The sequence below is a fragment of the Micromonospora sp. DT41 genome, from assembly GCF_049841715.1.
GTDB classification, from domain to species: domain Bacteria; phylum Actinomycetota; class Actinomycetes; order Mycobacteriales; family Micromonosporaceae; genus Micromonospora; species Micromonospora profundi.
Genome location: NZ_JBNCKU010000004.1, coordinates 1 through 21,165 on the forward strand (window position 1 = coordinate 1; position 21,165 = coordinate 21,165).

General features: G+C 70.5%; 17 protein-coding genes. 14 read left to right on the forward strand and 3 right to left on the reverse strand.

The genetic code is table 11. The features are described 5' to 3' along the window. The 4 genes from ACLQ23_RS08580 to ACLQ23_RS08595 all read left to right on the forward strand — a co-directional run. On the forward strand, window positions 1-353 hold a 353-nt coding region (locus ACLQ23_RS08580; RefSeq protein ID WP_425880505.1), incomplete at its 5' end, for an FG-GAP-like repeat-containing protein. A gap of 90 nt (window positions 354-443) precedes the next feature. After that, window positions 444-1,628 (forward strand): zinc-dependent alcohol dehydrogenase, encoded by a 1,185-nt coding sequence (locus tag ACLQ23_RS08585; protein WP_355595320.1) that lies wholly within the window; start codon window positions 444-446, stop codon window positions 1,626-1,628. Window positions 1,629-1,805: 177 nt separating this feature from the next. Next, window positions 1,806-2,807, forward strand: a complete 1,002-nt coding sequence (locus ACLQ23_RS08590) for a serine hydrolase (RefSeq protein ID WP_355595322.1) — start codon at window positions 1,806-1,808, stop codon at window positions 2,805-2,807. Window positions 2,808-2,905: 98 nt separating this feature from the next. Next, window positions 2,906-4,039, forward strand: a complete 1,134-nt coding sequence (locus tag ACLQ23_RS08595; protein WP_355633166.1) for an MBL fold metallo-hydrolase — start codon at window positions 2,906-2,908, stop codon at window positions 4,037-4,039. A gap of 57 nt (window positions 4,040-4,096) precedes the next feature. On the opposite strand, the gene ACLQ23_RS08600 is transcribed toward ACLQ23_RS08595, so the two are convergent. Then, window positions 4,097-5,608 carry a deoxyguanosinetriphosphate triphosphohydrolase family protein gene (locus tag ACLQ23_RS08600; RefSeq protein WP_355595326.1) on the reverse strand — a complete coding sequence of 504 codons (1,512 nt, stop codon included), beginning with the start codon at window positions 5,606-5,608 and terminating at the stop codon, window positions 4,097-4,099. A 143-nt stretch (window positions 5,609-5,751) separates the two neighbouring features. Between ACLQ23_RS08600 and ACLQ23_RS08605 the strand changes: the two genes are divergently transcribed. The 7 genes from ACLQ23_RS08605 to ACLQ23_RS08635 all read left to right on the forward strand — a co-directional run bounded on the left by ACLQ23_RS08605 (window position 5,752) and on the right by ACLQ23_RS08635 (window position 15,171). Then, the gene (locus tag ACLQ23_RS08605) at window positions 5,752-8,256 is read left to right on the forward strand and encodes a Tex family protein (RefSeq protein ID WP_355595328.1); all 2,505 of its coding nucleotides are present in this window, start codon (window positions 5,752-5,754) and stop codon (window positions 8,254-8,256) included. A 352-nt stretch (window positions 8,257-8,608) separates the two neighbouring features. Next, window positions 8,609-9,493: an aminoglycoside phosphotransferase family protein gene (locus ACLQ23_RS08610; protein WP_355632558.1), complete on the forward strand. Its 885-nt coding sequence runs from the start codon at window positions 8,609-8,611 to the stop codon at window positions 9,491-9,493. A gap of 22 nt (window positions 9,494-9,515) precedes the next feature. Further along, entirely contained in the window at window positions 9,516-9,986 is a 471-nt protein-coding gene (locus ACLQ23_RS08615) for a hypothetical protein (RefSeq protein ID WP_355595330.1), read from the forward strand. A gap of 285 nt (window positions 9,987-10,271) precedes the next feature. Next, window positions 10,272-11,306 (forward strand): MraY family glycosyltransferase, encoded by a 1,035-nt coding sequence (locus tag ACLQ23_RS08620; RefSeq protein WP_355632538.1) that lies wholly within the window; start codon window positions 10,272-10,274, stop codon window positions 11,304-11,306. Beyond that, the gene (locus tag ACLQ23_RS08625) at window positions 11,275-12,393 is read left to right on the forward strand and encodes an NAD-dependent epimerase/dehydratase family protein (RefSeq protein ID WP_355632541.1); all 1,119 of its coding nucleotides are present in this window, start codon (window positions 11,275-11,277) and stop codon (window positions 12,391-12,393) included. Before ACLQ23_RS08620 ends, ACLQ23_RS08625 begins: the two co-directional genes overlap by 32 nt. Before the next feature lie 191 nt (window positions 12,394-12,584). Further along, on the forward strand, window positions 12,585-14,456 hold the full coding sequence (locus ACLQ23_RS08630) for a polysaccharide biosynthesis protein (protein ID WP_425880506.1): 1,872 nt from the start codon (window positions 12,585-12,587) through the stop codon (window positions 14,454-14,456). Window positions 14,457-14,523: 67 nt separating this feature from the next. Then, entirely contained in the window at window positions 14,524-15,171 is a 648-nt protein-coding gene (locus tag ACLQ23_RS08635) for a NeuD/PglB/VioB family sugar acetyltransferase (protein ID WP_355632546.1), read from the forward strand. 28 nt (window positions 15,172-15,199) lie between these two features. On the opposite strand, the gene wecB is transcribed toward ACLQ23_RS08635, so the two are convergent. Further along, complete coding sequence (gene wecB / locus ACLQ23_RS08640; protein ID WP_425880507.1) at window positions 15,200-16,324, reverse strand: non-hydrolyzing UDP-N-acetylglucosamine 2-epimerase; 1,125 nt, start codon at window positions 16,322-16,324, stop codon at window positions 15,200-15,202. A gap of 287 nt (window positions 16,325-16,611) precedes the next feature. On the opposite strand from wecB, the gene ACLQ23_RS08645 reads away from it, so the two are divergent. From ACLQ23_RS08645 to ACLQ23_RS08655, 3 genes are read left to right on the forward strand one after another with little or no spacing between them, the layout of a single operon-like run. After that, window positions 16,612-17,646 (forward strand): polysaccharide biosynthesis protein, encoded by a 1,035-nt coding sequence (locus ACLQ23_RS08645; RefSeq protein WP_355632561.1) that lies wholly within the window; start codon window positions 16,612-16,614, stop codon window positions 17,644-17,646. Then, window positions 17,643-18,962: a glycosyltransferase family 4 protein gene (locus tag ACLQ23_RS08650; protein ID WP_355632552.1), complete on the forward strand. Its 1,320-nt coding sequence runs from the start codon at window positions 17,643-17,645 to the stop codon at window positions 18,960-18,962. The genes ACLQ23_RS08645 and ACLQ23_RS08650 overlap by 4 nt, the downstream gene beginning before the upstream one ends. Beyond that, entirely contained in the window at window positions 18,959-19,873 is a 915-nt protein-coding gene (locus tag ACLQ23_RS08655) for a dTDP-4-dehydrorhamnose reductase family protein (RefSeq protein ID WP_355632555.1), read from the forward strand. The genes ACLQ23_RS08650 and ACLQ23_RS08655 overlap by 4 nt, the downstream gene beginning before the upstream one ends. A gap of 41 nt (window positions 19,874-19,914) precedes the next feature. Here ACLQ23_RS08655 and ACLQ23_RS08660 read toward each other — a convergent pair whose 3' ends face one another. Further along, on the reverse strand, window positions 19,915-21,060 hold the full coding sequence (locus ACLQ23_RS08660; protein WP_425736051.1) for a glycosyltransferase: 1,146 nt from the start codon (window positions 21,058-21,060) through the stop codon (window positions 19,915-19,917). Window positions 21,061-21,165: the final 105 nt, after the last annotated feature.

Genomic DNA, 21,165 nt, shown 5'->3' on the forward strand with positions numbered 1-21,165 from the left:
AATGGCACGACCTCTTCGCCGTCGGCGGCGAACAACCCCGCGTCGGCGACATCAACGGCGACGGCAAAGACGACATCATCACCTTCACCTGCAACACCGACGCCGACGTCTACGCCGCCGTCTCCACCGGCACCACCTTCACCGGCACCACCATCAAATGGCACGACCACTTCTGCCTACCCGGCGAATTCCCCTACCTCGCCGACACCAACGGCGACGGCAAAGACGACCTCATCGTCTTCACCAAAGGAACCACCAACGACATCCACGTCGCCCTCTCCACCGGCACCACCTTCGCCCCCAGCACCAAATGGCACGACTACTTCGGCCTCAACGGCGAAACCACCCTCTGAACCGCGGCGGCCACCCGGCGACGTGCGGCCGGTTCAAACCTCCGAGCCCGGGTAGCAGAAAGGGCAGGGACCGAAGGAGGAAAGTTAGACATGAAGGCGTTGACCTGGCAGGGCAAGCGGGACGTACGAGTCGAAGAGGTGCCGGACCCCCGGATCGAGGAACCCACCGATGCGATCGTGAAGATCACGTCGACCGCGATCTGCGGCTCCGACCTGCACCTGTACGAGGTGCTGGGGCCGTACCTGAAGCCCGGTGACATCCTCGGCCACGAGCCGATGGGCATCGTCGAGGAGGTCGGGTCCGGAGTGACAGGGCTCAAGCCCGGCGACCGGGTGGTGATCCCGTTCAACATCTCCTGCGGCAGCTGCTGGATGTGTCAGCGTCAGCTCTACGCCCAGTGCGAGACCACCCAGGTCACAAGCGAGGGCAAGGGCGCCTCGCTGTTCGGGTACACCTCGCTCTACGGCTCGGTGCCCGGCGGCCAGGCCGAGTACCTGCGTGTCCCGCAGGCCCACTTCGGACCGATCAAGATCCCGCAGAGCGGGGCCGACGAGCGCTACCTCTACCTGTCCGACATCCTGCCCACCGCCTGGCAGGCCGTGAAGTACGCCGACACCCCGCCCGGCGGCACCCTTGCCGTCTTCGGGCTCGGGCCGGTCGGCCAGTTCTGCGCCCGGATCGGCCGTCACCTCGGCGCCGGCCGGGTCATCGGGCTGGACCTGGTGCCCGAGCGGCTGGAACTGGCCCGCCGGCACGGCATCGAGGTGCTCGACGTCAGCGAGATGTCCGACGTGCCCAGCGCGCTGATCGACCTTGTCGACGGGCGCGGGCCGGACGCCGTCATCGACGCCGTCGGCATGGAGGCACACGGTTCGCCCGCCGGCAAGCTGGCCCAGACCGCCGCCGGTCTCCTGCCGGACAAGCTGGCCCAGACCATGACCGACCGGGTCGGTGTGGACCGGCTCTCCGTCCTGCACGCCGCGCTCAAGGGGGTGCGCCGTGGCGGCACCGTCTCCCTCTCCGGCGTCTACGGTGGCGAGGCCGACCCGATGCCGCTGATGGAGATGTTCGACAGGGGCATCCAGCTGCGGATGGGGCAGTGCCACGTACGCCGGTGGACCGACGAGATCCTGCCGCTGCTCTCCGGGGACGACGATCCCCTGGGCGTGGAGGACCTGCGTACCCACCGTCTGCCGCTAAGCGACGCACCGCGGGCGTACGAGATGTTCCAGAAGAAGGAGGACGGTTGCATCAAGGTCGTTCTCGCTCCGTGAGCCATCAGCCTGACCTGCGGCGGCTCGCCCGGCACGTGTCCGGGCGGGTCTGGACGGTCGGTGCCGCGCCGCGCCGAGGGCTCGGCTGAGCGGGAATCCGGGGACACCGTGTATCGATCAACTCGCATAGTGTGGTGGGCCGGCAAGCATTCCGGCGCCGCACGACGGGAGAGAAGATTGACTATCCGGCTGAACCGCAGGACAGCGCTCGGGCTCGGCACCGTGGCCACCGCCGGCACAGTGCTCGGCACTGTGACACCTGCGAGCGCCGCCGAGGTCGCCCCGACCACCCCCGCGCGGGCCGCACGCCGGGTCGCCGCCAGCTACACCAAGTTCAGCACGCAGGCCGGCGGCAACTGGCAGGCGTACGTCAGCGTGGCCCGCCCGGACGGCCCGCCGGTGGTCGCCGTGACGGCCCAGGCCGACCAGCGGATCGAGGCGTACAGCGTCAACAAGATCGCGGTGGCCACTGCCGTGCTGGACAAGGTCGACCGGGGGCTGCTCGCCCTGGACCAGCGCGTGGAGGTGACCGCCGCCATCGTCGTACCCGGTGGTGACGGCATCTTCAGCCTGGACGGCGCGTACCCCAGCAGCGTGACCCTCGGCCACGTCCTGGCGAATCTGCTCACCGTCTCCGATGACACGGCGGTGCGGCTGTGCGGGTCGGTCTGCCCGGCCGCCGAACTCAACGCCATCCTTGTCGCCAAGGGCTTCCCGAACACACAGGTGGAGCCGGTCGCCAACCCGAACCGTTTCTTCCTGGGCACCAGCACCCCGCGCGAAACGCACGACCTGCTGCGCGCCCTGGTCGGGGGCAGCCTGCTCTCGCCGGCGTCGACGACGTTCCTGCTCGGGCTGCTGCGCTCGCCTGTGGCGTTCACCGACGGCATCCGGCGCACCATGTCCTCCGACGACCGGGCGCGCATCGCCACCAAGGCGGGCTGGTTCGCCGACGCGCGGCACGAGGCAGGGGTGATCTTCGACCGGTCCGGAGCAGCGGTGCTCACCTACGCGCTCTTCGCCGACGGGCAGGCCAACCCGGACGACTTCGGCGCCACCCACCCGGCCGTGCAGGCCCGCGCCTCGATGGGTCCCCGCTTCCTGGCCGCTGTGGACCGGCTCAGCGGCACTGGCACGGCGTACCGGACGACCGCCCGACGCCCCAGCAACGGCGGCTGACCTGGTGGCGGGCCGAACGTCGCACGGCGATCGGCCCGCCCCGGCGCGACCGGTCCCGGGTGACTACCGTGTAGTGCGGACACGGCGGAGGGACGGCGATGGCGCCAGCGGATCGTACGGACGGTGAACGGTCGCTCGGGCGACTGCTGCGAGGCACGGCAGGGCTGGCCGCGCTGGCAGGCCTGGCCTGGGTGGCCCGGGACGTGCCGGCGGCCCTCGGCGGCCGGCTCAGCGGCGCTCGCGCCGAACGGGCGGCCCGCTCGCCGCAGTTCCGCGACGGCACCTTCCACAACCGGGCCGGCACCCGCACGATGGTCGCCGACCCGGGCCGCAACCTGCTCCGCGAGCTGATCTTCGGCAAGCAGAAGCGGCGGCCCACAGCGCCAGTGCCGCTGCTGCGCCCGAGCGCGCAGCAGGCCACCGACGAACTCGCCGTCATCTGGTACGGCCACGCCTCAGCCCTCATCGAGATCGAGGGCCGACGGGTGCTGCTCGACCCCATGTGGAGCGACCGCTGCTCGCCGTCCGGGCTGGTCGGTCCACGGCGACTGCACGAACCCCCGGTACGCATGGACGAGCTCCCCCCGCTGGACGCCATCCTGATCTCCCACGACCACTACGACCACCTGGACATGGCCACCGTGCAGGCGCTGACGGCCGGGCAGTCGGCGCCGTTCCTGGTGCCGCTGGGCGTGGGCGCGCACCTTGACCGCTGGGGCGTACCCGCCGAGCGGATCATCGAGCTGGACTGGGCCGAGTCGCACCGGGTAGCTGGCCTGGAGATCACCGCCACCCCCGCGCAGCACTTCTCCGGGCGGGGCCTGCGCCGCGACGGCACGCTCTGGAGTTCCTGGGTGGTCGCCGGCTCCCGGCGCAAGGTCTTCTACACCGGTGACTCCGGCTACTTCGACGGGTACGCGGCGATCGGCGCGGAGTACGGGCCGTTCGACGCGACACTGATCCAGATCGGCGCGTACGACCAGGCGTGGCCGACGATCCACATGTTCCCGGAGGAGGCTGTCGACGCCCACCAGGATCTCCGGGGCGGGCTGCTCATTCCGGTGCACTGGGCGACGTTCAACCTGGCCCTGCACGACTGGTCCGAACCGGTGAACAGGCTGTGGGCGGAGGCGAAGGCACGCGACGTCCGGCTGGCGGTGCCCCGCCCGGGCGAGCGTGTGGTCGTCGCCGACCCGCCCGCCGTTGACGGCTGGTGGCAGGCGATCGCCTAGTGAAAGGAAGGGCCCCTTGTTAACGCCAGGCGTTAACAAGGGGCCCTTCCTTTCACTTCAGAGCACGAACGCGTCGGTCCAGAGGGCGCCGGACCGGCCGGACAGGGCGTCCAGCATGGCCACCGCCTGACCGTCGGTGAGCTGGGCCACGAAGTCCACGATCGCCCGGCCCCGGGCTCTGCCGATCCGGTCCGGGGTACGCGGGTGCAGCTCCGCCTCGGCAAGCTCGACGAGGTCGTGCAGCCGGCGGGGCAGCCGGGACTCCTCCTCCGGGTCGAGCAGCCACTCCCACAGCGCCTCGACAAGGGTGCCCAGCAGTCGGGCCTGGCCACGCTGGTGCAGGGCGAGATCCGGGCGGGCCAGCACGAACCGGTGGTGCACGAACTTGAGCACCTGCACCTCGTGCCACTGCGCGCTGCCGAGCAGCACGTAGCCGGAGCGCACCGACGGCTGGTCGGTCACCGTGATCGCCTCGACGAAGCGGGTCGACCAGCGGGCGGAGAACCGCGACACGTACTGCTCCGCCTCGATGGAGCCGTCGAACGGCATCGCCAGCAGCCCGTCGACAAGTTCCTCGCGAACATGCTCGACTGCGGCGGCGAACGCATCGTCGTCGGCGATCCAGGCGTCCTTGCGGTGCAGTTGCCGACGCAGTCGCTCGATCGCCGCGCCGGGCCTGCGGAACGCGCTGGCAAGCGCCGCGTCGGTGATCGCCCGGAGGTGTCCGCTCTCGCGCTGCCAGGCCATCAGCTCGGCCGAGACCGATCCCTGCTGGAGCACTCCGACGCGGTAGAAGTCCTCGACGTCGTGGATGGCGTACGCGATGTCGTCGGCGGTGTCCATCACGGACGCCTCCACGGTCTGCTGCCAGTCCGGGATGCGGCCGACGAACGGCTCCCGGGCCTGCCGCAGGTCGTCCAGCTCGGTCCGGTACGCGCCGAACTTCAACGAGCCGCTCTCCGGGTCGTTCGGCGGCGGGGTGGCACCGCGCGGCGGCGGGTCAAGCAGGCGGGGGTGCGGGTCGGGGTAGTCCAGCCGGGTCCACGGGTACTTCAGCAGGGCCGCGCGGACCGCTGCGGTCAGGTCCAGGCCGGTGGTGGCCGCGCCGCGGATCTCGGTGCTGGTGACGATCCGGTACGACTGGGCGTTGCCCTCGAAGCCGTCGGCGAGGCCGAGACGCTGGCGGGCCAGCCGGTCGAGCACCCGCTCCCCCAGGTGCCCGAACGGCGGGTGACCGAGGTCGTGGGCGAGCGCCGCTGCCTCCACCACGTCCGGGTCGCAGCCGCCGAGCCTGTCAAGCAGGTCACGCCACCTGTCGTCGGCGGTCAACCGCTCGGCGATCGACCGGGCCACCTGGGCGACCTTCAAGCTGTGGGTGAGCCGGTTGTGCACAAGCAGCCCGGAGCCGACCGGGCTGATCACCTGGGTGACTCCGCCGAGGCGGGCGAAGAAGGGCGAGGCGACGATCCGGTCCCGGTCGGCGCGGAACGGGTTCGCCGTAAGGTCGCCGAGAGCGCGGGCGCTGCCGCCGAAGAGCCGCCGGGTACGCGGCCCCGCAGGTGATTCCATGATCGCCACGCTAGCGCAGGCCCGGCCGGGACCGTCGACGGATCTGCCCGGCCGGGTGCGACGACAGCGCGCGGGAGCGCCCGGCAGAATGCAGGCGGTACCCGCTCTTTGAAGGCGGATCGAGTCGAAGGCGGATCGAGATCGTGACCCAGTCTGTTCATCAGCGGATCGCCGACGAGCTCGGCGTGGCCGAGCGTCAGGTGCGGGCGGCCGTGGAACTGCTCGACGGCGGCGCCACAGTGCCGTTCATCGCCCGCTACCGCAAGGAGGCCACCGGCCTGCTCGACGACAGCCAGCTGCGCACGCTTGAGGAGCGGCTGCGCTACCTGCGGGAGCTGGACGAGCGGCGGGCGGCCGTCCTGGAGTCGATCCGCGGCCAGGGCAAGCTGGACGAGGCCCTCGAAGCGCAGATCATGGCTGCGGATTCGAAGTCCCGGCTGGAGGACATCTACCTGCCGTACAAGCCGAAGCGGCGGACCCGAGCGCAGATCGCTCGCGAGGCCGGGCTGGCGCCGCTGGCCGAGTCGCTGCTTGCCGACCCCAGCCAGGACCCGAAGGCCACCGCCGCCGGGTTCGTCGACGCGGAGAAGGGCGTCGCGGACGCCGCCGCCGCGCTGGAGGGCGCGCGGGCGATCCTGATCGAGACGTTCGCCGAGGACGCCGACCTGATCGGCACGCTGCGCGAGCAGATGTGGTCGCGGGGCCGGCTGGTTTCCCGGGTACGCGACGGTCAGGAGACCACCGGCGCGAAATTCGCCGACTACTTCGACTTCGCCGAGCCGTACCCGAAGTTGCCCTCGCACCGGATCCTGGCCATGTTCCGGGGCGAGAAGGAGGGCGTGCTCGACCTGACGATGGAGCCGGAGGAGGCCGGCGAGGCGGACGCCGTACCGACCGGCCCGAGCCGGTACGAGGCGGCCATCGCCGGCCGGTTCGGCGTGTCCGACGCCGGCCGCCCCGCTGACCGGTGGCTGATCGACACGGTCCGCTGGGCCTGGCGTACCCGGATCCTCATCCACCTCGGTGCCGACCTGCGGATGCGGTTGTGGCAGGCCGCCGAGGAGGAGGCCGTGCGGGTGTTCGCCACCAACCTGCGTGACCTGCTGCTGGCCGCGCCGGCCGGCAGCCGTCCGACGATGGGGCTGGACCCGGGTCTGCGGACCGGCGTCAAGGTGGCGGTCGTGGACGCCACCGGCAAGGTGCTGGCCACCGACACGATCTATCCGCACGAACCGCGCCGGCAGTGGGACGCCTCGGTGGAGACCCTGGCCCGGCTGGCCGGGGCGCACGGCGTGGAGCTGATCGCGATCGGCAACGGCACCGCCTCGCGGGAGACCGACAAGCTGGCCGGCGAGCTGATCAAGCGGCACCCGCAGCTCAACCTGACGAAGGTGATGGTCTCCGAGGCTGGCGCGTCGGTCTACTCCGCCTCCGCGTACGCCTCGCAGGAGCTGCCCGGGATGGACGTGTCGCTGCGCGGCGCGGTGTCGATCGCCCGACGGCTCCAGGACCCGCTCGCCGAGCTGGTCAAGATCGACCCACGGTCGATCGGCGTCGGCCAGTACCAGCACGACCTGTCCGAGGTGAAGCTGTCCCGTTCGCTGGACGCGGTCGTGGAGGACTGCGTCAACGCGGTCGGTGTGGACGTCAACACCGCGTCCGCGCCGCTGCTGACCCGGGTCTCCGGGATCGGGGCCGGGCTGGCCGAGAACATCGTGCTGCACCGCGACGCCAACGGGCCGTTCCGGTCGCGTACCGACCTGAAGAAGGTCGCCCGGCTCGGGCCGAAGGCGTTCGAGCAGTGCGCGGGCTTCCTGCGCATCCCCGACGGCGACGACCCGCTGGACTCCTCCAGCGTGCACCCTGAGGCATACCCGGTGGTGCGCCGGATCCTCGCCAGCACCGGCCAGGATCTCCGTTCGGTGATCGGCAGGAGCACCATCCTGCGCGGGCTGCGGGCCACCGACTTCGTCGACGACAGGTTCGGCCTGCCCACCGTCACCGACATCCTCGCCGAGCTGGAGAAGCCGGGCCGCGACCCCCGCCCGGAGTTCCGCACCGCCACCTTCGTCGAGGGGGTGGAAAAGATCGGCGACCTGACGCCGGGCATGCTGCTGGAGGGTGTGGTCACCAACGTGGCCGCGTTCGGCGCGTTCGTCGACGTCGGCGTGCACCAGGACGGTCTCGTGCACGTGTCCGCGATGTCCCGCACCTTCGTGAAGGACCCCCGCGAGGTGGTGAAGTCCGGTGACGTGGTCCGGGTCAAGGTGCTCGACGTGGACGTACCCCGTAAGCGGATCTCGCTGACCCTGCGCCTGGAGGACGAGGCGGGCGCCGATGCCGGCCGCGGCGGCCGGACCAGCCAGGAAGGGCGCGGCGGCCCTGCGCAACGCGGACCCGGCGGACCGGGCGGACGCAGCGGGTCCGATGGTCAGGGCCGGCCTGGCGGACAGGGGCGGTCTGGTGGACAGGGCCGGTCTGGTGGACAGGGCGGGTCTGGTGGACAGGGCCGGTCTGGTGGACAGGGCCGGTCTGGTGGACAGGGCCGGTCTGGTGGTCAGGGCGGGCGCGGCGGGCAGCAGCGGCAGGGCGCGGCACCGGCCAACGACGCGATGGCCGAGGCCCTCCGCCGGGCTGGCCTGGCCTGACCCGAGCCCGGAGGGCACCCCGTCCCCGTCGCGCCGCACCGGCCCGTCGCACCGCACCGCACCGCGAGAGCACCGCGTCGCGTCGCACCTCGTCGCGCCGCCACGTCGCGCCGCACCGCACCACGACAGCACCGCACCGCACCAGCGGCGGGCCGCACGAGATCTTGGACAGTTTCCGTCAGGCGCTGACGGAAACTGTCCAAGATCTGCGGCGCCGCCACGTCTCGCGGCGGCGGGCGGCGAAACGGATCGCGGATCACGGGCGGCGGGCGGCGGCGGCGGCGGCGGCGGCGGCGGCGGTGAAAACGGATCGCGGGGCGGCGGGGTTTCGGGTGAGGATCGCGCGGTGAAGATGCACGCCGATCAGGTCGACGTGGGTGCGGACGTGGTCGCCGCGCTGGTGGCCGAGCAGTTTCCGCACTGGCAGGAACTGCCGGTGCGACCGCTCGCCTCGACCGGCACTGTCAATGCCCTGTTCCGGCTCGGCACGGAGATCGTGCTGCGGTTCCCGTTGCGACCCTCCGCCGATCCAGAATTGGGCGCCGAGCTGCGGCGGGAGCAGGAACACGCGCTGCTGCTCGCCGCGCACCTGCCTGTCGAGGTGCCGGAGCCGCTCGGCCTCGGCGCGCCGGGCGCTGGCTACCCGGGGCCGTGGACGGCGTACCGCTGGATCGCCGGCGACACCGCGGCGGCCGACCGGGTCGGCGGCTCGGACGCCTTCGCCGGTGACCTCGCCGACGTCGTGGTCGCCCTGCGGGGCATTGACACCGGCGGCCGGTCCTGGTCGGGAACCGGTCGCGGTGGGCCACTGACCGGCCAGGACGCCGACGTGCGTTCCTCCCTGGCCGTGAGCGACGGGCTCACCGACACCGTCGCGCTCACCGAGCTGTGGGCCCACTGCCGGGACACGCCCCGCGACGATCGCACCGACGTGTGGATCCACGCCGACCTGATGCCGGGCAACCTCCTGGTACGCGACGGACGACTGGTCGCGGTCATCGACCTGGGCGCGGTCGGCGTGGGTGACCCTGCGGTCGACCTGATGCCGGCGTGGAACCTGCTCGACGCCGGGGCGCGGGAGACCTACCGACGGGCGCTCGGCGTGGACGACGCGACGTGGGAACGCGGACGCGGCTGGGCGCTGGGACAGGCGATAAACGCCCTGCCCTACTACGTCGACACCAACCCGGTGATGGCCGACATCGCGCGGCGTACCCTGCGGGCCGTGCTCGACTGAGTAAGTCGCGTACCGTCGGCTCGTGGGCGAGGGCGACGACCGTGAGTGGCGGGAGCAGCGGCAGCGGGCCGTGCGGGCGCACGCCGACGCGGACGCGCGGCGGCGAGCCGCCGAGCAGTCCCAGGCCGCGGAGCTGGTGGCCTGGTTCGTGGCTGAGGCGACCCGGCGCGGGCTGCCCACCACCCGGCTGGTCGCCCGGGGCTACGACGGGCGCGGGCGCTACCGGACCGGGCTGACCGGCTGGTACGTCGACCAGGCCGGCACCCGGGCGGTGGACGTGACGGGCCGCTTCCACCTGCTTACCGTGTCGGGCGGTCTGCGGGCGTGGCTGTTCGGCGTCGACCCCCAGCCCAGTCCGGCGCCACTGGTCGTCGGGGCGGGTGGGCGCGACGGTGAGTCGATCCCGTTGCGGACACTGCTGCTCCGCCGGCTGGGCGACGACATGGACGGGCCGGATCCCGCCAGGTCGGATTCCGCCGCCGACATTCGCTAGCGCGCGGCGGCGAACACTTTTCGCGCCCCGGCCCGTGTCGGTTTTCCGACGCGGGCCGGATCGTTTCGTAGCCGGCAGGTCGTAAGCCCGGTCGCCCCGACCTCCGTGCGGGCAGTTTCCGCTGCGTGTCGCGCACCGATTACAGGTAAAGGTCGTTTGCCCCTAGTAGCGACCTCCTATGATTGATTTATCCCCCCATGGACAGTTAAACCTGAAGGTCCAATTAGTGAATCTAATACAGATTTCTCCCTATCGTCGGCGGCCGCATGCTGCCAGTAGGCCACGGTGAGCGTTCCGCTTGCCGGCGGAATCCTGCTCGCGCTCATCGTCGGCTCCCTGCTGCAACCATTGATCCTCCGGCTGCTGACCGCGGCCTCCGTCCTCGACATACCGTCCGATCGGTCCTCGCACGACACCCCGATCCCGCGCGGCGGTGGCGTAGGCGTCGCCGTGGCGGCCGGGCTCGCGATTCTCCTGAACGAGCACGCGCGGTCGATCGCCGTGCCGCTGCTGCTGTTCGCGGCCATCGGCCTTCTGGAGGACGTCCGAGGCGTCCCCGTCCGGATCCGGCTGCTCATGCAGTTGCTCGTTGGCGTGGCCACGAGCCTGGCGTTGGTGCCGGGCGGCCACCCGGCGTACCTCCAGCTGGCCCTTGTCATCGCCCTCGCGGCGTGGCTGACCGCCTACGTGAACGCCTTCAACTTCATGGACGGCATCAACGGGATCTCGGCCGTCCACGCGATCCTCGCCGGATTGGTGTACGCCGCCCTCGGCGTGCTGCGGGACCTTCCGCTGCTCACCGCCAGCGGCAGTCTGATCGCCGCCGCGTCCCTGACCTTCCTGCCGTGGAACGCCTGGGTCGCCCGTGTGTTCCTCGGTGACGTCGGGTCGTACGCCCTCGGTGGCGCGTTCGGCGCGCTCGCCGCGTACGCGATCGTGCGCGGCATCCCGCCGGAGGCAGCCGTGGCGCCGCTCGCCCTCTACCTCGCCGACACCGGCTGGACGCTGCTGCGCCGCATCCGCAACGGCGAAGCCTGGTACCGCCCCCACCGCAACCATGCCTACCAGCGGTTGACCGACGGCGGGTGGTCACATCAACGGGTCACCGCGCTGACCGCCGGCATCGGCGCAACCGTCGCCGCCTGCCTGGTGGCCGCGTCCTTCAGCGGGCCAGTTCTCCGCGCCGCGCTCGATGTCACCGCCGTCGCCATCCTCGCCGGCTATCTCGCCGCCCCCGCGTGGCTCGCAGCCCAGCGGTCCCGGCCCCCAACAGACGAAAGGCCGATCCATGCCAGAACTGTCAACTCCCCGAGTCGGTGACCTGGCCGGCCGCGGGCCCCAGCCGGTCAAGCGGATCGCGGTGCTCGGCAGCAGCGGCTTCGTCGGCCGAGCGGTCGTCACCGAGCTCCGCAGCCGGGGCATCGAGGTCCAGACGGTGCCCGCGCCGCGCCTGTCGTGGCCGCTCGCACAGGCCCTCCGCGTCGATTCGGTGCCCGCGGGTCGGGACGACGAGTCGGTCGCCGACCTCGCCCGACACCTCGACGGCGCGCAGGTCGTGATCAACACGGCCGGGTTGCCGAACGGGTCCGCGCCGGACAGCGCGGAACTGTACGGGGGCAACGCCCTGCTGCCCACCCTCGTCGCCCGAGCCAGCGCCCTGATCGGCGCCACGCGCATGGTGCACGTCAGCTCGGCGGCAGCGCAGGGGGCGCTGGCGCTTGACGAGACCGCACGGACGATGCCCTTCTCCCCGTACTCGCGCTCCAAGGCGATCGGCGAACGCATGCTGCTCCACGAGAACTGCATCGACACCGTCATCTACCGGTCGACCTGGGTCCACGACGTGGACCGGCCGAACACCCGGGCGCTCGTCCGGCTCGCCCAGTCGCGGTTGAGCTGCGTCGCCGGAGCTGGTGACGCGCCGACGCCACAGGTCCTCATCGAGGACGTCGTCGCCTCGATCGTCCATCTCGGCCTCGTGAACGGACCGGTGCCGCCCATCGTGCTGCAACCTCCCAACGGGATGACGACAGGGCTCCTGCTCCGCCTGCTCGGTGGCCGCGAGCCGCGGCACGTCCCCGCGCGGCTGGCGCGGTACGCGACGAGCGGCATCAACGCGTACGGGAAGACGAGCCTGCGGGCCAACGCGCACGCGCGGCGCGTGGACATGCTCCTGTTCGGCAAGCCGCAGGTGCCCGGCTGGCTGGCCGAGCAGGGGTTGGCGCCGCAGTTGCGCCCCGAGGCGTGGGAGCGGCTCAGGACGTCCGGCAGCCCACAGACGTCCGCTGCCGGCGTGGACAGCGTCGCGCGCCCGAGAGCAGGCGAAGCGCAGCGGCACGACATGAGCGGAGCACCGTCCGACCGATCCGGCCGAGCCGACACGCCTGAGACGTACCTGACGAAGTAGCTCTTTTCGCCGACGCCCGGTGTCGTGCCCAACGCGACACGCCTGCGGGCTTCCGGAGGGGCGGTTGAACTTGTCCCAAATCCGTTGAAAGCCGACATCCGTTCCGAACGGATGTGTAACAAGGACATAAGGCACGGAAGCTTCTTTTGCCGAACGGCGGAAGCAGTGGTTGGACGGACAGGAGCCAGGACATGCCGCAGGACACGGAGCACACGGAGCGGGCGAGCCAGCGGGCGCGGCGGGCCAGGGCACGTCGCCGCGCGCTCGGGTTCCTCGCCGCCGACACCACCGGCTGGGTCGGCGGTTTCATCGTGGCCGCCTGGTCCCGGTTCGAGTTCCAGCTCGACCCGAGCCAACTGGCTCGGGCGGCGGGGGTCGGCGCCCTCGCGGCGTTCCTGCACCTCGCGGTGGCGGCGGTACGCCGGATCTACTCCGGGCGGCACCCACTGGGCAGCCTCCAGGAGGTCCAAGGTGTCGCCAGCACCACCATCCTGACGGCCGCCGTCATACTGCTCGGCCTGCTGTCGTCCGACGGCCGACCGGTACCGGCGAGCACCCCGCTCGTCGGCGGCGCGCTCGCCCTGCTCTTCATGCTCGGTGCCCGATTCACGTACCGGCACCGGCGTGATCTCTCGATGCGGCCGGACGTACGGTCGTCGACACCGGTGCTGCTGTTCGGGATGGGCGACGCGGGGCAGGGTCTGCTGCGGGCCATGCTCAGTGACCCGCGCGGCCGGTACCTGCCAGTGGGCGCCCTCGACGACGACCCGGACAAGCGCGACCTGCGTATCCGGGGGGTCCGTGTGCTCGGCGGCCGAGACGACATCGCCGCCGCGCTCCGGCGCACCGGGGCGGGCACTGTCATCTTCGCGGTGGCGAACGCCGATGCCGCGTTGATCCGCCAGATCCGCGAAGCCACCCTCCAGGCTGGCGCGGTGTTCAAGGTGCTGCCCCCGGTACGGGAGCTTGTCGACCACCGGATCACCGTCACCGACGTCCGGGAGGTACAGGTCAGTGACCTGCTGGGCCGCCGTCAGGTGGTCGGTGACCTGCCGATGAGCGAAAACAGTCTCACCGGCCGGCGGATCCTGGTGACCGGCGCAGGTGGCTCGATCGGCTCGGAACTCTGCCGGCAGGTGATGAAGGCCGACCCGGGCGAGCTGATGATGCTGGATCGGGACGAGTCAGCTCTGCACAGCCTGCAGATGTCGCTGTTCGGGCGGGCGCTGCTCGACGGCCCGGAGCTGATCCTCGCAGATCTGCGCGACGACGAGGGGGTGCGACGGATCATCCGGGAACGCCGTCCGGACATCATCTTCCACGCTGCGGCGCTCAAGCACCTGCCTCTGCTGGAGCAGTACCCGGGCGAGGCGGTCAAGACCAACGTCTGGGGCACGCTCTCGGTGCTTGACGCCTGCCAGGACGTGGCGAAGTTCGTCAACATCTCCACCGACAAGGCCGCCAACCCGATCAGCGTCCTCGGCTACTCGAAGCGGATCACCGAGCGGCTGACCGCGCACGCCGCATCCCGGTTCCCGGGGACCCTCCTCAGCGTCCGGTTCGGCAACGTGTTGAGCAGCCGCGGCTCGGTGGTCACCGCCTTCCAGCGACAGATCGAGGACGGCAAGCCCTTGACCGTCACCCACCCCGACGTCACCCGCTATCTCATGACCATCCAGGAGGCCGTCCACCTGGTGCTCCAGGCCGCCGAGATCGGGCGCGACGGTGAGGCGCTGGTGCTGGACATGGGCGAGCCGGTCCGCATCGCCGACCTGGCACGGCAGATGGCCGAGCACGCCTCCAGCTCGGTGCCCATCGTCTACACGGGCCTGCGGCCCGGCGAGAAGCTGCACGAGGATCTGCTCGGCGCCGGCGAGATCGACGCCCGGCCGTTCCACCCGCTGGTGTCGCACGTGGCCGTTCCGGCGCTCGACCCGATGGAGGCCGGAAGCATCGACCCCTTCGACGATCCGGCAAAGGTCGTCGAGCAACTCGCCCTGCTCTGCGCTCAGCCGGTCATACCGATCATCCGCGACTCGGCGCAGGTGCCTCTGGTCCGCTGAGCAGGTCGCGGAGACAGCGGCGGCCGGCATCGGTGCCGTTCGAGGGCGCTGGCGAGGAAGGACGAACGTGACGACCGATGTGGTGATCGTCGGGACCGGCGGCATGGGTCGGGAGATCTTCGGCATCGTCCGGGCCATCAACGCCCGCGCTTCGGGCGCACCGGTGTGGCAGGTTCTCGGCTTCGTCGACGACTACCCGACGGAGTCGAGTGTCAAGCTGGTCCAGCGACTCGACGTACCCTTCCTCGGTCCGTCGCGGTGGCTGGCCGGGCAGTCGCCCGACACCCACGTCGCCCTGGGTGTCGGCGATCCGCGCCGGCGCCGGGAGACGGATCTCGCGCTCCAACCGTATCGGCTGCCCGCGGCCACGCTCGTGCATCCCGCTGCCGAGATCGGCCCGGACTGTGTCTTCGAGGAAGGGTTGATAGCCCTCGGTGGGGCACGGGTGACGACGAACGTGGTCGTCGGCCGGCACGTACACCTCAACCAGAACTGCACGGTCGGGCACGACTGCGTGCTGGGCGACCACGTCTCGGTCAACCCGCTGGCCGCGGTGTCCGGCTACTGCCGGATCGAGTCCGGCGTGATGATCGGTACGACAGCGGCGGTGCTCCAGGGACGCACTGTGGGCCGGGACGCGACAGTTGGTGCGGGAGCGGTCGTGACCCGCGACGTCGCGGCCGCGACGACGGTCAAGGGTGCGCCGGCCCGGTAGCCGGGCGTCGGATAAGCGGCGACCGGGGTCAGCGTCGGATGCCCGCCCAGTCGTGGTGCCGGCGCACGGTCGACAGGATGAAGTCGACGACCCGCCGCGACGTGTCGGCCACCAGGTAGTCGCTCGGGCAGGGAACCCCGCCGGCGGCGGTCTGGTCGACAACGACGCCTACCGATTCCACGACGGACTGCGGGTCGAGCCCCGTCATCACGATGCCGCCGACGTCCAGGGCCTCCGGGCGCTCGATCGATTCGCGCAGCGTCACCGCAGGGAATCCGAGGATCGTCGCCTCCTCGCTCACGGTGCCGCTGTCGGACAACGTACAGCGGGCGTGCCGTTGCAACGTGACGTAGTCGAAGAAGCCGAACGGCTCGTGGAAGGCGATCCCCTCCAGCACCGCGTCGTCCATCGCGAGGGCCTCCAGGCGCTTGCGGGTCCGGGGGTGGGTGGACACCAGCAGCGGCAGACCCCACCGGTCCCGTACGGCGCGCAGACAGTCCAGCAGCCGCCGCAGCCGATCGGGGTGGTCCACGTTCTCCTCGCGGTGGGCGCTCACCACAAAGTACTGGCCTGGTTCGATCTCAAGCTGCCGCAGCACCGTCGACCGTTCGATCTCGGACCGGTAGTGGTCCAACACCTCACGCATCGGCGACCCGGTGTGCAGGATCCGGCGCGGGTGCAGGCCCTCGGCGAGCAGGTTGCGCCGCGCGTGCTCCGAGTAGACGAGGTTGAAGTCGGCCACGTGGTCGACGAGCTTGCGGTTGGTCTCCTCGGGCACGTTGAGGTCGAAGCAACGGTTGCCCGCCTCCATGTGGTAGACCGGCACCCGCATCCGACGGGCCATCAGGGCGGCGATGGCGCTGTTGGTGTCGCCCAGCACCAGGAGGGCGTCCGGTCGCAGCTCGGTGATCGCCTGTTCGGTGCCGACGAGGACAGCGCCCAGGACGTGGCCCAGCGAATGGGTGTCGACCTGAAGGAAACGGTCGGGTTGGCGGACCTTCATCTCGTCGAAGAACACGTCGGACAACGCCGGATCCCAGTTCTGTCCGGTGTGCACGAGGACGTGATCCATTGTCTGGTCGAGCCGCTCGATGACCCGCGACAACCTGATGATCTCGGGCCGCGTTCCCACGACCGTCATGACCTGTGTCATTCGGCACCCTTTCGGCGTTGATCCCGGCTGGGCCGGCGCGTCGTCGTTCGCCGTTGTCGACGGGCGACGCCACAGGGGCCCTCTCTGGCGGAGCAACGACTCGACACCCGCACCGTAACGCGGTATGAACCAAGTTTTCTTTTCGCAGGTTCCGTGAATCAAAAACCGATTATTGGCGTTTCAGCAGTGACGTGCCACTTAGATCGCTATCGTCACTCTCTGATCCCGTCCCCTACCTTTCGCCGTGAACGGCGGATCAGACAGGAGGAGATGTGTCGTCCTCACTTATGGACCGACGCGTTTTGATCACCGGTGGGACCGGGTCGTTCGGTCAGACGATGGTTTCCCGGCTGCTTGACGCTGGTGCTACCGAGGTACGCATTCTGAGCCGGGACGAGGCCAAACAGGAGGCCATGCGGATCCGTCTGCTCGACGACCGCGTGCGGTTCTACGTGGGCGACGTCCGCGACGTCGACAGCGTCAACAAGGCGACGCGGGGTGTCGAGTACGTCTTCCACGCCGCAGCGCTCAAGCAGGTTCCCTCTTGCGAGTTCTTCCCGCTGGAGGCAGTACGCACCAACGTCCTCGGCAGCGCCAACGTGGTCGACGCCTGCGAACGCAACGGGGTCGACGCCCTGGTCATGCTCAGCACCGACAAGGCGGTCTACCCGGTCAACGCGATGGGCATGACCAAGGCCCTCATGGAGAAGGTTGCGCAGGCGCACGTCCGCAACAACCCCCGGGCCAACACCAGGGTCTGCTCGGTCCGCTACGGCAACGTCATGTGCTCACGGGGCTCGGTCATCCCGCTGTTCATCCACCAGATCAAGAACAGCCTGCCGCTGACCGTGACAGAGCCGACGATGACCCGGTTCCTGATGTCCCTGATGGATTCGGTGGACCTCGTCGAGCACGCCTTCCAGCACGGCCAGCCCGGTGACGTGTTCATCCGGAAAGCCGACGGCTGCACCATCGGCGATCTGGCCACGGCGCTGTGCAACCTGTTCGAGGTGCCGGCCAAGTTCGACGTGCTGGGGCTACGACACGGCGAGAAGATGTCGGAGACCCTGGCGAGCCACGAGGAACTGGCCCGCGCGGAGGACTTCGGTGAGTTCCTGCGCGTACCGGTCGACAGCCGCGATCTGAACTACTCCCTGTACTTCGAAGAGGGCGACACCACCAGCGACCACCGCGTCGACTACACCTCGGACAACACCACCCAACTGTCGGTGCCGGAGATCATGGCACTGCTACTCACCCTGCCCGAGGTGCAGCAACACCTCGACCCCGTACGGTCCCTGTCGTCGGCGGGCCGCGGATGAGCCCGGACACGGGCCTCCCCCGCACCGGGGGCGGCAGGTCGGGGCAGAGCGCCCTCCGGGTCGCCTTCGTCACCCAGTGGTTCGCCCCCGAGCCGACCACCACTCCGGTCTGGATCGCCAGATCGCTCAGTGAGCAGGATCTGCGGGTCGAGGTGCTGACCGGGGTGCCCAACTATCCCACCGGGAACGTCCACGACGGCTACTCCAGTTGGCGGCGTACCCGGGAGGTCCACCAGGGCGTCCCCGTGCGACGCGTGCCGCTGTACCCGAGTCATGACCAGTCCGCCGTGCGTCGTGTCGCCAACTACGCCAGCTACGCGGCGTCCGCCGCGACCCTTGGCGCCTCGGTTCTGCGGTCCGCCGACGTGGCTGTCATCTACTCGACGCCGGCGACCGCCGCCGCCGCCGGCATCTACGCGCGCTTCCGCTGGGGGCTGCCGTACGTCCTGATGGTGATGGACGTCTGGCCAGACTCGGTCTTCGCCACCGGCTTCCTCACCGGTGGGGCAAAGCGCCGTATCGCGGAACCCGCCCTGACCTGGTACACCGAGCAGACGTACCGGTGGGCCAGCCACATCACCGCCACGTCGCCGGGGATGCGCGACGCGCTGGTCTCGCGCGGCGTACCCGAGGACAAGCTCTCCGTCGTCTACAGCTGGACCGACGAGAAGGTCATGCGGCCCAGCGAGCCCGACCGGCAGCTGCGGTCCAGCCTGGGCCTGTCCGACGAGTTCGTGCTGATGTACGGCGGCAACCACGGCGCGGCCCAGAACCTGGACGTCGCGGTCCGGGCGATGGGCGAGCTGCGCGATCTGCCGATCCACCTGGTGCTGGTGGGCGACGGCATCGAGAAGGCCGGGCTGCGCTCGCTCGCCTCCGACCTCAATCTCCGGTCGGTGCACTTCCTCGACCCGGTGGAGCCGGAGCGGATGCCGGCCATCATGGCCGCCGCGGACATGCAGTTGGTCGCGCTCGCCGACGAGGAACTCTTCCGCTTCACGCTGCCCAGCAAGGTCCAGTCGATCCTCGCCTGCGCCCAACCGATCGTCACGTGCGCACCGGGGGACGCGGCCCGGGTGGTGCACGAGGCGGGTGCCGGTTTCAGCTCCCCGGCGGGCGACCCACACCAGTTGGCGAAGACCATCCGGCAGGCCGCCGAGGTGCCACGCGGCGAGCTGCGGTCGATGGGCCGGGCCGGCTACGCGTACTACCGGTCCCACCTCAGCGAGGAGATCAACGCGCGGACGCTGGCCGGCATCATCCGGGCCTCCTCCGGCCGGCGTCGCCGCGGCCGCGGCACAGGGGGTACGCCATGACGCAGCGCGTGCTGATCCTCGGGGCGACCGGGATGCTCGGCCACACCCTGCTGCGCTCGCTGAGCGAGGCCGCCGAGTTGGACGTCTACGGTTGTGCGCGCAGCACGTCCGTGACTCCGGCCCTGTTCCCCGGTCACCTGAGGCAGCAGATCACGCCGGGGATCGACGTCACCGATCCGGGTGCGCTCCGCCGGATCCTGGGCGAGTTGAGCCCGGACGTGGTGGTCAACTGCGTGGGCGTCATCAAGCAGCGCCCGGACGTCGAGGACGCCCCCAACACCATCGCGGTGAACGCGCTCTTTCCGCACGTTCTCGCTCGGGAGTGCGCGGCGCAGGGCATTCGGCTCGTCCAGGTGAGCACCGACTGCGTCTTCTCCGGCAGGCACGGCGACTATCGGGAACAGGACATTCCCGACCCGTACGACCTCTACGGTCGCGCGAAACTCCTCGGCGAGACCGTCCAGGCGCCGGCGCTGACACTGCGTACCTCGATCATCGGTCACGAACTAGGCACCGCCCGGTCTCTGGTGGACTGGTTCCTCACCCAGTGCGGGACCGTCAACGGCTACACCCAGGCCATCTACAGCGGGGTGACGACCGTCGAGTTCGCCGCGATGCTGCGTACGGTGGTGCTGCCCCGCCCGGATCTCACAGGCCTCTACCACGTGGCCTCGGCGCCGATCTCGAAGTACGAGCTGCTGAAGATCGTTGCCGAGGTGTACGGGTGGCCGGGGCGGATCGAGCCGTCGGATCAGGTCCGGTGCGACAGGTCGCTGTCAGCGGACGCGTTTCGGCAGCGGACCGGCTACCAGCCACCGGAGTGGCGGGACATGATCGTGCAGATGCACCGCCGCGCGGTCCAGTGGCGTCTTCCGGCGGCCCTCGGCACCGCCCAGCCGGCACGTTCCTGAGCGGTGCCGGGCCGCCGGCCCGGCACCGCTCACGGTCGGCTTCACCGTCCGGCGTACGCCCGGGGCCTTGTCAGCGCCTCCCGCGCACGGTCGAGGACGCTGGGCCGCCCGACCTGCTGGCGCCAGTCGCGGTATGCGGCGGAAGCCGCCATCCGGGCAGCATGACGCTGCTCGGGCGACGCGGCCACGAACTCCTCGATGCAGTCCCGCAGGGCCTCTGCGGTGAGGTCGGGCAGCACCATTCCACCGCCGGAACGCAGGACCGGTGTCCAGGGGGTCCGGTCGGAGCAGATCACCGGGCAGCCCACGGCGAGGCTCTCGGCGATCACGTGTCCGAAGTTCTCCCCACGAGTGGGCAGGACGAAGGCGTCGTGGCCGGCGAAGACGTCGCACACCTGGTCCGGCTGCACCGCTCCCCGGTAGGTCGCCCGGATGTTTCCCGGCAACGACTCCAGCAGGGACAGACAGGTCCGCCAGTACGCCTGGTCCTCGGTCGGACCGAAGATGTCGAATTCCACAGGGCCCTTGACCTCAGACAGCGCGGTGAGGACGAGGTCCAGGTTCTTCATGGGTGAGATGCGGCCGAGAAAGACGAGCCGGGCCGGGCCGGACGACCGCGCGGGCGGCAGGTCGACCGGCTCGGGGCCCCCCGCTCCGACCACTACCGGAATACGGGCCGACGGTACGACCCGACGGATGTCGGCCGCCTCCAGAGCGGTGGTGGCGTGCCAGTAGACCCGCTGGCCGTTCAGCATCCACCGCCAGCCGACGAGGAAGATCCGCTTCCTCGTCGAGTTGATGGAGAGGGCGCCCACGCCACATTCACCGCGCGGAGCGATCAGCACGCGTTCGACCCGCAGGGCACCCGTCTTCGCCGCCACGATGGGCACGATCGAGAAGAGCGACCAGAGGCTGTTGACGTACAGCAGGTCGAACCGAGTGGCCCGGAGCTCGCGGTACAACCGCCGCCAGTGCCGGAGCCGTCGGGCGCCGAGGTAGAACACCCGGTGCCGGCCACGCTGGACCCATCGGCCGGACAGGCCGGGAAACGACTCGGGAGCCCCGAGGTCGTGGTCCCGGGTCACGAGTGTCCCCTCGATCGCGGGACTCGCGGCGTCCATCAGCGACGAGACGGATCGTATCGGCCCACCCGCGAGGTAGCCGGGCTCGAAGTAATCGGCAGTCACCAACACCCGGTACGGATCCGGCGCGTCAACTGGCGACGTTGCAAACCGGTCCGCGTCGTACGCCATGGCGATCTCCCGGCTCTCGGCTGAACCCGGCGGGAGCGC